This window comes from Halobacillus litoralis, from assembly GCF_004101865.1.
Classification (GTDB): Bacteria; Bacillota; Bacilli; order Bacillales; family Halobacillaceae; genus Halobacillus; species Halobacillus litoralis_A.
Genome location: NZ_CP026118.1, coordinates 1,837,011 through 1,851,040, shown reverse-complemented (window position 1 = coordinate 1,851,040; position 14,030 = coordinate 1,837,011). Strand labels below are relative to the sequence as shown.

At 42.4% G+C, this 14,030-nt stretch carries 16 protein-coding genes; 9 read left to right on the top strand and 7 right to left on the bottom strand.

The window, feature by feature from the left end:
- The first annotated feature begins 1 nt into the window (after window position 1).
- Both rimI and tsaD read left to right on the top strand, forming a co-directional pair.
- Window positions 2-445: a ribosomal protein S18-alanine N-acetyltransferase gene (rimI, locus tag HLI_RS09210; protein ID WP_128524720.1), complete on the top strand. Its 444-nt coding sequence runs from the start codon at window positions 2-4 to the stop codon at window positions 443-445.
- Complete coding sequence (gene tsaD, locus HLI_RS09205; RefSeq protein ID WP_128524719.1) at window positions 442-1,473, top strand: tRNA (adenosine(37)-N6)-threonylcarbamoyltransferase complex transferase subunit TsaD; 1,032 nt, start codon at window positions 442-444, stop codon at window positions 1,471-1,473. Before rimI ends, tsaD begins: the two co-directional genes overlap by 4 nt.
- A gap of 347 nt (window positions 1,474-1,820) precedes the next feature.
- Here tsaD and HLI_RS09200 read toward each other — a convergent pair whose 3' ends face one another.
- A complete protein-coding gene (locus HLI_RS09200) occupies window positions 1,821-3,755 on the bottom strand; it encodes an ABC-F family ATP-binding cassette domain-containing protein (RefSeq protein ID WP_128524718.1) in 1,935 nt (644 codons plus the stop codon).
- Window positions 3,756-3,922: 167 nt separating this feature from the next.
- Here HLI_RS09200 and moaC point away from each other — a divergent pair, with 167 nt between their 5' ends.
- The 3 genes from moaC (at window position 3,923) to HLI_RS09185 (ending at window position 6,647) form a co-directional block, all read left to right on the top strand.
- Window positions 3,923-4,408 carry a cyclic pyranopterin monophosphate synthase MoaC gene (moaC, locus tag HLI_RS09195; RefSeq protein ID WP_128524717.1) on the top strand — a complete coding sequence of 162 codons (486 nt, stop codon included), beginning with the start codon at window positions 3,923-3,925 and terminating at the stop codon, window positions 4,406-4,408.
- Between the two features lie 14 nt (window positions 4,409-4,422).
- A complete protein-coding gene (locus HLI_RS09190) occupies window positions 4,423-5,079 on the top strand; it encodes a redox-sensing transcriptional repressor Rex (protein WP_128524716.1) in 657 nt (218 codons plus the stop codon).
- Window positions 5,080-5,228: 149 nt separating this feature from the next.
- The gene (locus HLI_RS09185; RefSeq protein WP_128524715.1) at window positions 5,229-6,647 is read left to right on the top strand and encodes an MDR family MFS transporter; all 1,419 of its coding nucleotides are present in this window, start codon (window positions 5,229-5,231) and stop codon (window positions 6,645-6,647) included.
- A 39-nt stretch (window positions 6,648-6,686) separates the two neighbouring features.
- Here HLI_RS09185 and HLI_RS09180 read toward each other — a convergent pair whose 3' ends face one another.
- Together HLI_RS09180 and HLI_RS09175 are read right to left on the bottom strand one after the other, a co-directional pair.
- Window positions 6,687-6,887 (bottom strand): YdiK family protein, encoded by a 201-nt coding sequence (locus HLI_RS09180; RefSeq protein WP_128524714.1) that lies wholly within the window; start codon window positions 6,885-6,887, stop codon window positions 6,687-6,689.
- Window positions 6,888-6,889: 2 nt separating this feature from the next.
- A complete protein-coding gene (locus tag HLI_RS09175) occupies window positions 6,890-7,600 on the bottom strand; it encodes a CPBP family intramembrane glutamic endopeptidase (RefSeq protein WP_128524713.1) in 711 nt (236 codons plus the stop codon).
- Window positions 7,601-7,886: 286 nt separating this feature from the next.
- Between HLI_RS09175 and groES the strand changes: the two genes are divergently transcribed.
- Window positions 7,887-8,171, top strand: a complete 285-nt coding sequence (gene groES / locus HLI_RS09170; protein ID WP_128524712.1) for a co-chaperone GroES — start codon at window positions 7,887-7,889, stop codon at window positions 8,169-8,171.
- 62 nt (window positions 8,172-8,233) lie between these two features.
- Entirely contained in the window at window positions 8,234-9,868 is a 1,635-nt protein-coding gene (groL, locus tag HLI_RS09165; protein WP_128524711.1) for a chaperonin GroEL, read from the top strand.
- A gap of 87 nt (window positions 9,869-9,955) precedes the next feature.
- On the opposite strand, the gene HLI_RS09160 is transcribed toward groL, so the two are convergent.
- The 4 genes from HLI_RS09160 to HLI_RS09145 form a co-directional block, all read right to left on the bottom strand.
- Entirely contained in the window at window positions 9,956-11,161 is a 1,206-nt protein-coding gene (locus HLI_RS09160; RefSeq protein WP_128524710.1) for a tyrosine-type recombinase/integrase, read from the bottom strand.
- Window positions 11,162-11,572: 411 nt separating this feature from the next.
- Window positions 11,573-12,262: an ImmA/IrrE family metallo-endopeptidase gene (locus HLI_RS09155; RefSeq protein WP_128524709.1), complete on the bottom strand. Its 690-nt coding sequence runs from the start codon at window positions 12,260-12,262 to the stop codon at window positions 11,573-11,575.
- Window positions 12,263-12,326: 64 nt separating this feature from the next.
- Entirely contained in the window at window positions 12,327-12,944 is a 618-nt protein-coding gene (locus HLI_RS09150; RefSeq protein ID WP_128524708.1) for a hypothetical protein, read from the bottom strand.
- An 11-nt stretch (window positions 12,945-12,955) separates the two neighbouring features.
- Entirely contained in the window at window positions 12,956-13,309 is a 354-nt protein-coding gene (locus HLI_RS09145) for a helix-turn-helix domain-containing protein (RefSeq protein WP_128524707.1), read from the bottom strand.
- Between the two features lie 143 nt (window positions 13,310-13,452).
- Here HLI_RS09145 and HLI_RS09140 point away from each other — a divergent pair, with 143 nt between their 5' ends.
- Window positions 13,453-13,674 carry a helix-turn-helix transcriptional regulator gene (locus HLI_RS09140; protein ID WP_128524706.1) on the top strand — a complete coding sequence of 74 codons (222 nt, stop codon included), beginning with the start codon at window positions 13,453-13,455 and terminating at the stop codon, window positions 13,672-13,674.
- Between the two features lie 160 nt (window positions 13,675-13,834).
- The gene (locus tag HLI_RS09135; protein WP_128524705.1) at window positions 13,835-14,029 is read left to right on the top strand and encodes a hypothetical protein; all 195 of its coding nucleotides are present in this window, start codon (window positions 13,835-13,837) and stop codon (window positions 14,027-14,029) included.
- Window position 14,030 lies beyond the last annotated feature (1 nt).

Here is a 14,030-nt window from a genome sequence, read left to right as displayed (position 1 = left end):
CATGACTCTGATCAGAAGGATGACACAAGAGGATGTGGGCGCTGTGATGGTGGTGGAAAGAGCCTCTTTCGCAGTTCCTTGGACGGTGGAGACGTTTCGGAAAGAAGTGGATGATAACCCTTATGCTTTCTATTATGTAATAGAGAAAGATGGAGAGATCATTGGATATTGTGGTCTTTGGCTGATCATAGACGAAGCCAACATCACCAATATCGCGATACATCCGGAGCATAGGGGGCATAAATACGGTGAACGGTTGTTCCAGCATACATGTAAGGAAGCGATTGAACATGGAGCCATCCAGTTATCGCTTGAAGTGAGAGTATCAAATACAGCCGCGCAGCATATGTACCGGAAGTTCGGTCTGGTACCTGGGGGTATCCGTAAAAGGTATTACTCGGACAATGGTGAAGATGCGTTAGTGATGTGGGTGGGATTAAAATGAGTAAAGACCAATATATTTTAGCGATCGAGACGAGCTGTGATGAAACGGCTGTCGCGATTGTAAGAAATGAAACAGAATTAGTGACAAACATCGTAGCTTCTCAAATTGAAAGCCATAAACGTTTCGGAGGGGTTGTACCTGAGATCGCTTCAAGGCATCATATTGAACAAATGACCATCACTTTGGAAGAAGCATTGCAAGAGTCCGGTCTGACGATTGATGATATGGATGCAATAACAGTAACAGAGGGACCTGGACTCGTCGGGGCCTTGCTTGTAGGTGTGAATGCAGCCAAGTCCATCGCTTTTGCTAAACAAAAACCGCTTGTAGGGGTTCATCATATTGCCGGGCATATCTATGCGAATCGTTTGGAAAAAGAATTCGAATTTCCTTTGTTAGCGTTAGTAGTGTCTGGTGGCCATACAGAGCTTGTTTTAATGAGGGAGCACGGCTCGTTCGAAATCATCGGAGAGACAAGGGATGATGCAGCAGGGGAAGCATACGACAAAGTGGCAAGAACACTTAAACTCCCATACCCAGGGGGGCCGCAGATCGACCAGTTAGCTCAAGACGGGGAAGAGACGATTGATTTTCCAAGAGCATGGCTTGAAGACGGCTCTTATGATTTTAGTTTTAGTGGTCTGAAGTCTGCTGTAATTAACAGACTTCACAAAGCGAAGCAAAAGGATGAGTTCTTGAAACCTGAAGATATAGCGGCAAGCTTCCAAGCAAGTGTTGTTGAAGTGTTATCAACAAAAGCATTCCGAGCAGCAGAGGAATATGGAGTCAAACAAATGATTGTAGCAGGTGGAGTTGCTGCTAACAAGGGGCTACGTGCTGCTCTTCATGAGAAGTTCAAATCCAGTGAAACGGAATTGCTCATTCCACCCCTGCACTTATGCACAGACAATGCGGCTATGATTGCAGCTGCGGGAGCTGTTGCTTATAATCAAGGTCATCGTTCCGGTTGGGAGTTGAATGCGAACCCAGGCTTAGATTTAGAGTTGTATGGTGATAGAAAACAATAAACATAAAGCTCTCCTTGAAAAAGGAGAGCTTTTCCTTTTTGTGCAGGAGGCTGTGGATAAGTTTGCAATTTTTATCATTTTGCATATCCACAGGTGCATAAACATACAGTGGATAAAATATTTGTGGATGGATAAGAATAGCAAAGGAATCGCTACCAAAATTGTGGATAAATTGCTTTTTATCTGTGGATAATGTACATAACCCTGTTGAAAACTGTAATTATCAGTGTTCAAGTGTTGAAAAGTGTGTGGATAATGAAGATTCATTCATACACGTCTATACATGTAAAAAACTGACACCTCAGGTCATCCAGATATTGGATGACCTGAGGTGTCAGTAACTACCATTACTCATGGAGGGTTTCCCATTCTTCCATGAGGGTTTCTAATTGTTTCTGCTTTTCTGCGTTATCTTCGGTGAGTTCCAGGGATCTCTCATGGTCCTGATAGACCTCAGGGTCACAGAGGAGTTCTTCATTTTCTTCCAGCTTCATCTCGAGCTGTTCGATTTCTTCTTCAATACCAACAATGCGACGGTTTTTCTTGCGTTCCTCCCGTTTCACGGCTTTATCTTCTTCAAAACTATTCTTCGCTTGTGGTTCCTGTTTGTTTGGTTCGTTTTGAAGACGTTCGGCTTCTTCGATTTGATGAAGCTCGTATTCTTCTTGCTTCTTATCCACATAGTAGTCGTAATCCCCGAGGAAGAGCCGTGTTTCTTCAGGATTCATTTCTACGATTTGAGTAGCGATTTTGTTGATAAAGTAACGGTCGTGGGAAACGAATAAAAGCGTACCAGGGTAATCGACAAGAGCAGCTTCTAACACTTCTTTACTGTCCAAATCCAGGTGGTTGGTCGGCTCGTCTAAAATCAAAAAGTTCGCTTCCTGCATCATCAATTTAGCTAGGGAGAGACGTGCCTTTTCCCCGCCACTAAGAGCAGTAACCGGCTTCAGAACATCCTCGCCGGAAAAAAGGAAATTACCGAGTATAGTTCGAATGTCTTTTTCATTCTTCATCGGGTACTCATCCCATAATTCATTCAAAACCGTTTTTTTTGAGTTCAATTTCGTTTGTTCTTGGTCATAATAACCGATTTGCACATTAGTACCGATCATCTTTTCTCCTTTAGAAGCTTCCAGGTCCCCTATGATCGTTTTGAGTAATGTCGTTTTACCAACACCATTAGGACCGACAAGCGCAACAGAGTCTCCGCGGTTCAAATCGAGAGAAAGGTGATCGAACAAATAAGAAGAGCTGTCGTCATAGCGGAAGGCTAAGTCCCTTAACTTGAGAACATCGTTCCCACTCTTTTTTTCCATTTGGAAGCTGAATTTCGCGGACTGGTTATCGTCTTTCGGCTTTTCAAGTTTGTCCATTTTCTCCAGTTGTTTACGTCTGCTCTGCGCTCTTTTACTTGTTGTAGCCCGGACGATATTCTTTTGGATAAAGTCTTCCATCCGTTTGATCTCTACTTGCTGTTTCTCAAACCGTTTCAACTCCTGCTCATAATCGGCTTCTTTTTTCTTCAAATAGTCACTGTAATTTCCATGATATTTCTTCGATGATTGAAAAGCGATTTCGTAGACAGTGTTCACGATCTTGTCTAAAAAGTAACGGTCATGGGAGACAATGACCACGGCCCCTTGATATCCTTGTAAGTACCCTTCTAGCCAGCCGAGGGTGTCGATATCCAAGTGGTTGGTCGGTTCGTCCAAGATCAGGACATCAGGGCTGGTTAACAGCAGTTTCCCAAGGGCCAGCCGGGTTTTCTGTCCACCGCTTAATGAAGTGATCGGTGTATCCCAATTAAAGTTATGGAAGTTCAAACCGTTCAGGACGGATTTGATATCAGCTTCATATTGATAGCCGCCGGCACTTTTGAAGTATTCCTGTTTACGGTCATAATCGGCCAACAGCTGTTGGTAGCGACTTTGATCTTCAATTAATGCCGGGTCTGCCATCTGCATTTCCATCGAACGCAATTCTTTTTCAAGATCTTTCAAATGAGTGAAAACTTTCTCCATCTCATTCCAAATCGATTCATCCGATTGCAGACCTGTATTCTGTGCCAAATAGCCTATAGTCGTTTCTTTCGGCTTGAAAATATTCCCTTCATCATGGCTCATGTCTCCAGCCATCATTTTTAACAAGGTTGATTTTCCTGCGCCGTTCCGTCCGACGATGGCGATCCGGTCATTCATTTGTACTTCTAATTTAATATTCGATAAAATGGTTTCTGCACCAAAACGCTTCGTCAATTGATTCAATTGCATGAGAATCATGTCGTTTCACCTCAATAGAATAAGTGTATCTTATCCTGCAGCTGACTCGCAACAGAATGCGTTGGAGATTGTGAAATCTTTAACGACTTCTGTTTGATTTTTTGGTAGAATAAGAGTAGTGTTTCAATGAGTACCGTAACCATTTTTCACAAAAGGGGTAGGTGTGAATGGCGGAATTCAGTCATTTCAATGACCAGGGCCGTGCTCGTATGGTAGATATCTCTGAGAAGAAAGATACAGTACGGACGGCGGTAGCGAAAACAAGTGTGGAAGTAAATAATGAAATCTATGATAAAATCACCACCCAGCAAATGGCGAAGGGAGATGTCCTTTCTGTCGCCCAAGTAGCTGGAATCATGGCTGCGAAAAAGACATCAGATTGGATACCGATGTGTCACCCATTGTCATTGAAAGGAATCGACGTATCCTTTGATTGGGAGCTCGGTTCAACCCCCAAGCTTTTAATTGAAGTCTCTGTTAAGACGAAGGGGAGTACAGGCGTGGAAATGGAAGCGCTAACGGCGGCTTCAGCCACTGCCTTGACGGTTTATGATATGTGTAAAGCCATTGATAAAGGAATGGTGATTGGTCCGACTTACCTGGATGAGAAAACAGGGGGTAAAAACGGAGATTATCGAAGAATAGACCGGTAAAGGAGTCAGATGCTATGGATATGGAACAGGCGAAGATCCCTCAGGCGACAGCGAAGCGTTTACCGCTTTATTATCGTTTTTTAAACAATTTACACAGCCAGGGGAAAATGCGCGTTTCATCAAAAGAATTAAGTGATGCGGTAAAGGTCGATTCAGCTACGATCCGCCGCGACTTTTCATATTTCGGTGCCCTGGGCAAAAAAGGGTATGGATACAATGTAGAATATTTGCTGTCATTTTTCCGTAAAACTCTTGATCAGGACGAAACGACAAGGGTCGCTTTGATCGGGGTCGGGAACTTAGGGACAGCTTTCTTGAATTATAACTTTACAAAAAACAATAATACAAAAATCGAAATGGCTTTTGACGCTAGTGAGGAGCGCATTGGCAGTGAAGTCGGAGGCGTCCGTGTCCATCATATCGATGATCTTGAAGAAAAGATCAGCGACTTGTCTGTGGCCATCTTGACCGTACCGGCATCTGCCGCGCAGGGCATTGCGGATCGTCTTGTCAAAGCGGGAGTTTCAGGTATTCTGAACTTCACGCCGGCGAGGATTAGTGTGCCCACTCAAGTTCGTGTTCACCATATCGATCTTGCTATCGAATTACAGGCACTCGTTTACTTTTTAAAACATTATCCTTTGAATGAAGATGGAAGTGCAGAAGAATAATAAGAGGGGATGACCAACAAGGTCGTCCTTTTTTTGTGGAGTACTTTCCAGTCCAATTGTGTGAAAAAGAGTGCATGTGGGTTAACGGATAGGCGTGCGTGGTATAGTGGATAATAGTTCGTGTATCGAAATAAGGGGAGGGGACCACATTGAGCAAATTACCTAATAAATGGCTAGTCGTCGTTTCTGTCTTATTCGGAACCTTCACTGTCATTCTGAATAATAGCATGTTAAATCCGATCCTGCCTCGTTTTATTGAAATTTTCGAGTCAGATGCCGTAGCTGTCGGCTGGATCCTCACTATTTTTATGGTATCAATGGGGATGACGATGCCGCTCACAGGCTATTTCGGAGACCGGTTCGGGAAGAAGAAAGTCTACCTGACAGGATTATGTATCTTCCTTATCGGATCTTCTCTAGGGTTCTTTTCTTCAACACTTGGAATGGTCATTCTTTCAAGAGCCATCCAGGGTATGGCTGGCGGTCTGATGATGCCCATTGCAATGGCACTTATCTTCAACTCTTTCCCACGTCATGAAAGGGGCTTGGCTGTGGGGGTGTATGGGGTAGCCGCAATGGTCGCCCCTGCGATCGGCCCTACAGTCGGTGGCTTTCTCATCCAATATTTAGAGTGGCCGTGGCTGTTTGCGTTCAATATTCCATTCGGGTTGACGGGTTTGATTTTATCATCGAAATTCTTAGAACGAACAGAAACCAATCCGGAGAAGAGGTTCGATTTCATCGGCTTTCTCATTATTACATCTGGTATCGGAGCGGTGCTCTTTGCGTTAGGACGAGGAAGGACACTTGATACACTGCTTGATCCATTGAACATCATGTTGATCATCAGTGGTCTGATTGCGGTCGTCCTTTTTGTATTTTATGAAAATAGACAAGAGGACCCACTACTTAATCTTTCTGTGTTCAAAGTGCCTACTTATTCGGTGTCGATTCTTGTGACTTCAGCCGCATCGATTGGTTTATTTTCAGGAATTTTCCTATTGCCGTTATTGATTCAAAATGTGTATGGTTTGAATGAAGTCATGACAGGGTTGTTGTTCTTACCGGCAGCGGCAGCCAGTGGGGTATTCATGTCCATCGGGGGAAGACTCCTGGATAAAAAAGGACCGAAATATGTGGTACCACCCGGATTGACGATCATGGCGCTCGCCACTCTGGGGTTTAGCTTTTTACAATTGTCTACACCCTATTGGCTCATTCTTCTATTGAATACGGTCCGAGGCCTGGGCATGGGGATGGGCAATATGCCTGCGACGACTTCCGGAATGAACAGTATTCCAGAGGATTTAGTCGCCCAAGGATCAGCGATGAATAACATCCTCAGGCAAATTTCTTCTTCGCTGGGAATCGTCTTTTTCTCGATTTATTATGAAGTGAGACGAGCACAAGTATCCGCAAGCCCTGATATCGATATGCAGGCGGCTACATTGCAGACATTGAATGAAGCGTTTCTCGTTTCCGCCATCGTTTTGATCATCGCGATTCCTTTCTCCTTCATTTTAAAAGGGGTACAGGATGATGAAGATGCTTCAGATAATAAGGCATAGAAAAAGCAGGCATCCACTATGGAGCCTGCTTTTGTGATTTTATTTTTTCTGTGACTGTTTAAGTTTATTGTGGAGATTGTACAAGCGGATCGCTACGGCGATATTGAACGTAGCGACAATCGCTAAGATGACAGTCGTCGTGTTCCAAACGGATTCTTCAGCTGCCTGAGCTGCGATAAACGTAAAAGCGACGCCCATCGAGAGATAGAGAAAAGCCATGAATAATGGTGAAGTTCTCATAATTATAAAAAGCCTCCAATAAAGATGGTCTCCAGTTGTTCCTGCATCCGGCGGATATCCTCTTCAGTAAGAAAATACTGTGATGCGACAACAAACGAGTTCATCGCCATGTGAGCCACGATTGGTGTAATAATTCGTTTTGTTTTGACATATAGGAAGGCGAATACGACTCCCATGGAGAAGTAGACTAACATGTGCTTGAAATCGAAATGGAATGCACCGAACACGAGAGCGGACACGAGTACCGCCAGCCAGAAATTAGTCCGTTTGTAAATCGATCCGAAAATGATTTTACGGAAAATGATTTCTTCGGTAATCGGAGCGAATAACACAGGGAGCAAAATGAATAATGGTGATTCACGTGCGATTTCCATCAGCTCCATCGTGTTCTCAGATCCTGGGGGAATACCTAATAGTTCAGACTCGATGGTAGCGGCAATCGCTTGTGCGAACAATGCAAGAAATACACCGGTGATCGACCATAGAATGATCTTTCCTGGGCCTGCTTTATCACTGCGGACCATTTCTTCTTTCATATCCGGTTTGAGCATGACAAGAATGATGATGGTAGCAATGGTGAAACTCAAGACTGACCAGACAGCAATCGCATCAAATCTACTCATCCCGGAAGCGACTAATAATGGCGCCCCGACTAGAGCAGAAAGCTGAGTGATGACATAGGCCAGGATGATATACCAATAGCGTTTTGGCATAGATGCACGACTCCTTCTGAATTGCAGTTTATCTGACAAGGTGCAATGACCTTACAATGACCTCAATATACATACTTTATGTATTCTATCACAGTTTCAAAACCACACGTAAGGAATAAGGGTTATCGTGCGAATTTTGTCGAAAAAGAAGTATGAAAAATCGATAGTTTATACTTGAAAAATGAAAGCGAATTGATTATGATAATAATTGTGTTAGCACTCACTATCGACGAGTGCTAATAACCGACAAAAATTGAAATCAACCTTATCAAGGAGGGTGTCCTAATTGTTAAAGCCACTTGGTGATCGTATTGTTATTGAACTTATTGAAGAAGATCAAACTACTGCGAGCGGAATTGTACTTCCTGACTCTGCAAAAGAAAAACCGCTAGAAGGTAAAGTTGTTGCAGTCGGTTCTGGCCGTATCACAGATAACGGTGAGAAAGTTGCATTGGAAGTTGCTCAAGGTGACCGCGTCGTCTATTCGAAATTCGCTGGAACAGAAGTGAAGTATGAAGGTAGCGAATACTTGATTCTACGCGAATCTGATGTACTAGCTGTCATTCAGTAGTTATTTTTTCTATAAAAATAATATACTTAGAGATACGATTTTTATGAGGAGGGCATTTTTAAATGGCTAAAGAAATTAAATTTAGTGAAGACGCACGTCGTTCTATGCTTCGTGGTGTCGATACGTTAGCAGATGCTGTAAAAGTAACACTCGGACCAAAAGGACGTAACGTCGTTCTAGATAAAAAATTCGGTTCTCCACTGATCACTAATGATGGTGTGACAATCGCTAAAGAGATCGAACTCGAAGATCACTTCGAAAACATGGGAGCGCAACTCGTTTCTGAAGTTGCTTCCAAGACGAACGAAATCGCTGGTGATGGTACAACAACGGCAACAGTCCTTGCACAAGCCATGATCCGCGAAGGTCTTAAAAACGTAACTTCTGGTGCAAACCCGGTCGGTATCCGTCGCGGAATTGAAAAAGCGACTGCCGTAGCGACTGAAGAGCTGCGTAAAATTTCTAAGCCTATCGAAGGCCGCGAGTCCATCTCCCAGGTTGCTTCTATCTCAGCTAGTGATGACGAAGTAGGTCAACTGATTGCTGAAGCTATGGAACGCGTTGGGAATGACGGTGTCATCACAATCGAAGAATCTAAAGGATTCAACACTGAGCTAGAAGTAGTTGAAGGTATGCAGTTCGACCGTGGCTACGCTTCTCCATACATGGTGACAGACCAGGACAAGATGGAAGCGACACTAGAAGACCCATACATCTTGATTACAGATAAGAAAATCAACAACATCCAGGAAGTTCTTCCTGTACTTGAACAAGTGGTTCAACAATCCAAGCCACTTCTATTGATCTCTGAAGACGTTGAAGGCGAAGCACTTGCAACACTTGTTGTGAACAAACTTCGTGGTACATTCAACGCAGTATCTGTCAAAGCTCCAGGATTCGGTGACCGTCGTAAAGCGATGCTGGAAGATATCGCAACAATGACAGGTGCCCAAGTAATCACAGAAGATCTTGGACTTGAATTGAAGAATACAACGATCGACCAGCTTGGCCGTGCGTCCAAAGCAGTCATCACAAAAGAAAACACGACAATCGTCGAAGGCGCTGGAAGTCCTGAGCAAATCTCTTCCCGTGTTGCTCAAATCCGTGCCCAAGCAGAAGAATCCACTTCTGAATTCGACAAAGAAAAACTACAAGAACGTCTTGCGAAGCTTTCTGGCGGCGTAGCTGTCATCAAAGTCGGAGCAGCGACAGAAACAGAATTGAAAGAGCGTAAACTACGCATCGAAGACGCCTTGAACTCTACACGAGCAGCGGTAGAAGAAGGCATCGTCGCTGGTGGTGGTACAGCTCTAGTGAACATCATCACCTCTGTTGAAGGTCTTGGATTGAAAGACGATGAAGCAACTGGTGCAAGCATCGTACTTCGTGCCCTTGAAGAGCCAGTTCGTCAAATCGTTCACAATGCAGGTCAAGAAGGATCCATCATTGTCGAACGTCTAAAAGGCGAACAAGTCGGCATCGGCTTCAACGCAGCAACAGGCGAATGGGTGAACATGGTCGAACAAGGAATCGTCGACCCTACAAAAGTAACTCGTTCTGCACTTCAAAACGCAGCTTCCGTAGCAGCTATGTTCTTGACGACTGAAGCTGTAGTCGCTGACCTTCCTGATGAAGAAGGTTCTGGCGGCGGCATGCCTGACATGGGTGGCATGGGCGGAATGGGCGGCATGATGTAAAAATTCGCCTTAAAACCCTGGTTTATCAAGGCTTCTGCAGGGTGTTATGCTAGTGAACTAGCAAAAACCTCACAGAAACCTCACATTTTAATTGAAATTGATATGTTGGAGGGCGTTTTCGTAAAGGTTCCTTACCTTTCCGGAAGCGTCCTCTTTCATTTTCTTCGTTACGTGGGTGTAAATCTTCATAGTTGTTTTGATATCTTCGTGTCCAACCTTCTCCATGATTGTCGCCAGGTCAATTCCAGCTTCCGTCATCATACTTATGGCTGTGTGCCTGAATATATGAGGAGTGGCGTGTTTGTCTATATCCACATAGTTCATTAATCGTTGCATCCTACTTATTAAGTTCTTCTGCATAAACGGATATCCATTGGCTCTACAAAAAACGAAGTTACCCTCATGGAAATCTTCTAACTGGATGCGATATTCATTGTGGATTTTCATCTGCCTCTTCCGATGAGATTTTAATAGATCAAGAATCTCTCTTTCGATATTGATGGTTCGGATAGATCCTTCCGTTTTCGGAGGAGTAATTTGATAATCTTTCATATTGTTGTTCTCATTATAAATAGTTTTGGTAATTCGAATTGTCTCATCTGTAAAATTCACATCTGGCCATTTTAAAGCACAGAGCTCCCCAGATCTCATACCGGAAAAAGCCAACATATAAAAACGTTCTAAATCTAGGTCCAGGCCGTGTTCTCTTACTGCGGATAGAAACAATTCCAATTCCGATCTCTCCAGATATTTCTCCTCAACTTTTTCATTCTCGATATCTTCAACGGTTCTTTGCTTTTTAGGAACAACTACACCAATCGAGGGATCATCTTTTATTAATTTGTTTTTAATAGCATGCTTGAAAATCATACCAGCCGTAGTGTTCACACCTTGGATTGATGTTCTCGCGTAATCAGGCGCCAGGTCGTTCAAAATCTTTTGGTACATATTGTGAGTCACCTGGGAGATAGGTGTCTTTGCGATATACCTCAAGAGTATTTTTATTTCTTTTTCACGTATTCGTATGGTGCTCCGTTTCACACCTGTCAAACTATAAACCTCTAGCCAGTTCAATGCAGCTGTCTCAAACGTCGTATTGCCACTTACTTTCTCATCAATCCCGTCCTCCATTAATGACCGTATAGCCTTCTCTACTCGGGCTCTGGCTTCTCGCTTGGTGGAGCCTCTGCGGGTAATTTGCCTCCTTTTCCCTGTGGCAGGATCCCGGGGCGCATCATCTACGCATTCCCAGCTGATTTTTCCTGTCTTTAGTTCTACTTTTTTACATTTCAAAATCCACACCTCCTATGGGGTACTTTAAATGAAAACGATGGGTAAGATGGGTACATTTTTCAAGACGTAACTCCTAGAAACAAGAAAACTTCGTACCAAACTACAGACAGAACAAGCGTCAATATGACGCTCCATTTACTTCCATAGCCAGAACTAGAGTCAAAACGCTCGTCAAATTGACGGAGGGATTGACTCTACAGACAGAACGCACGTCAGAACTACAGTCAAATTGACGTTGCATTTAACTCCTCAGACAGAACAACGGACAGACCCCACGTCAATATGACGTTCCGTTTATTTCCACAGACAGACCTAGCGTCAAATTGACGCGCGTACTGTCGCATATTACTAAACATAAAACTAAACTATATAACTACTACTACAACGACGTAGTAGTAGATTAATAGAAATTCACATCACAGATTTTTTCCGCTTGGAATTTTCGATCTGATAGATTAGACTTTGGATTTCTTGATCGGTGGCTCCCTTTTCTTTCAATTCCGAAATCATTCTTTTGAATGCAGGTTGTTCATAAAAAGGTAGGTCATCGTGTAAATCAATTGCTTTTTCTTCACTATCATTTGAGTGTTGGTAATTGCCTGGTTTATAGATCTCCTTGTAAAAGTGGTGGCCAGTAACCTGTCTTTCAAAATGAATAAATCTTTCTTCAGCAAACGCATAACTGACCTGAAATACATGAGCAATCTTACGGATTGCCTCTGTACGGTACCGAGGAAGTTTCAATTTCAGAAGCATGAATGTTGGCACAGCGTAATGAAGAGCGTAATTCCTAGCCTTAAACTCCTGATACTCCATGAAAGATTTAGGCATGAATTTCTGATCGCCAATATGATAAACAACATGGCCAAGTTCATGGAAGAACTGTTGACGTTGGTTGTAATAGGGAATTCGGTTGTCTACTCGAATTACATCGACACCAAGAACCATTCCAGATATTGATCTTTGAGCATGCGTCTTAAAAAAAGCGTTATACTTCTTGGCTATATCCTCTAAGTCCAAAAGGTCGGCGGGCTGCACGATGCCCAAAGAGATCATTTCTTCTTCAATTTTTCTTTCCAGATTTGTCATCAAATATTCCATGTAATCACCCCTTAACGAGAATGTATGTTCGTATTATGATTAAAAAGAAAAGCCTTCATAAGGCTTATAATCTATATTTAGTTTGCTTTTGCAAGAGGCGTTCTCTTCTATCTTTAAATGAGTAAAGATCACCTTTAAATAAATTGTTTTCTATCTCTTTGATAGCTCTATCACATATATCAATCGCTTCCTGGTAACTTCCAATCTCCTCAAGTATATATGTTGGACGCTCGTAATAATTCATCCCTTTAGGTCTGTACTCGGTAAGTATGTGTATATAGAGTTCAAGCGATTCTAGCGGAGAGGTCCCTTCTAGATCCTTAGCTTGGTTGTATAGGTGAAAATATTCTTTAAAATCATTCTCTTCATCCTGTTTATATTCTGAAGTGGAAGAATTTATTTTGTTGTAAGTGTGGGCAACGTTTTCTTCTTCAGAGACGATTAATCCTTCTTGATCTGCTAGTCTACGGTTTCGCTGAAAACCATACAGCCCGCCAAAAATAGATAAAGTTATAATAACTATGGCTCTTGAATGGTTTTCCCACAAGTTTGAGCCCCAATCAAATAAAGAGGTGGCTATCCAGTAAATGAAAGATATACCTACAAACAGATATATAGCGGATTTAATTTCTTTACCGAAAAGTATAACTACAATGAGAACGAGCAAAAGAAAAATTACCATAAAATACCCCTTTATTTATTTTTCTTCTTCTGCCACAGGTAAAATTCAACTTCTTTACGCAACTGAGCTTTCAGTTCTTTAACCTCTGTTTCATTTAACGAATCTAAATCAAAACCGAAGAATCCTTCAATTTCTTCTTCAGAAAAATCTTCAGGTTCTCTAGAATGGGTCCTTCCAAGTAAGTAATCAGAAGACACATCGAAGAAGTCAGCGAATTTATTGGTGATCTCAAATGAAGGCTCTCTTTCGTTTCTTTCGTACATACTGACTGAGCTTTCACTTATCTGTACTTTTTCACCAAGTTCCCTCTGACTCAATTTATGTTCTTTTCTTAGTTTGCGAAGTATATCGCCAAAATTTGTCATATCTATCACCTGTGGTCATAATAACACAATTCGTGTGTTATTATTATTTTTTTTGAAAAAAGACACGATAAGTGTTGACAACACAAAACGTGCGGTGTAATATTCTAGTTAACAACACAAATCGTGCAGAAATGAGGTGTAACATGGATAAGAAATACATTGGTGAAAAATTAACTGCACTAAGAGGAAGTCAATCACGAGAAGAGGTCGCTAAACAGCTAGGTGTTAGCGTTAGTGCACTTCAGATGTACGAGAATGGACAAAGGATTCCCCGTGACAAAATTAAAGTTTCTATTGCTAATTACTACAAAAAAAGCGTTCAGGAAATTTTTTTTAGTGAACAACCGCACGATATGTGTTTGTGAATGAGTTGGAAGTTAAAACTACTTCCACCATCGCATTGAGTGCCGACGAGCGAGAGTGAGCGACGATATGAGCCACGCCATAATAAATGACCTGGTCATCGCGACGACTCGACACTGAGTGCGGTGGTGGAAACTGAGTACTGCTTAGGAGGTGAGTCATATGAGTAACGGACAATCCTCAGCACCTGCTGCAACAGAAGCTGAGAAAAAGGTTGAAAAGGAAATTGAAATCCAAAAAGAAATTTACCAGGTTTGTAAAAAACATAATCTTACTTTTCAAGAAGCTCAATATCTTCTTCAGGATCTTGCCGAGCGGATACCAACAGTTTCTATGAACCAAAAAATAAGCGAATGAG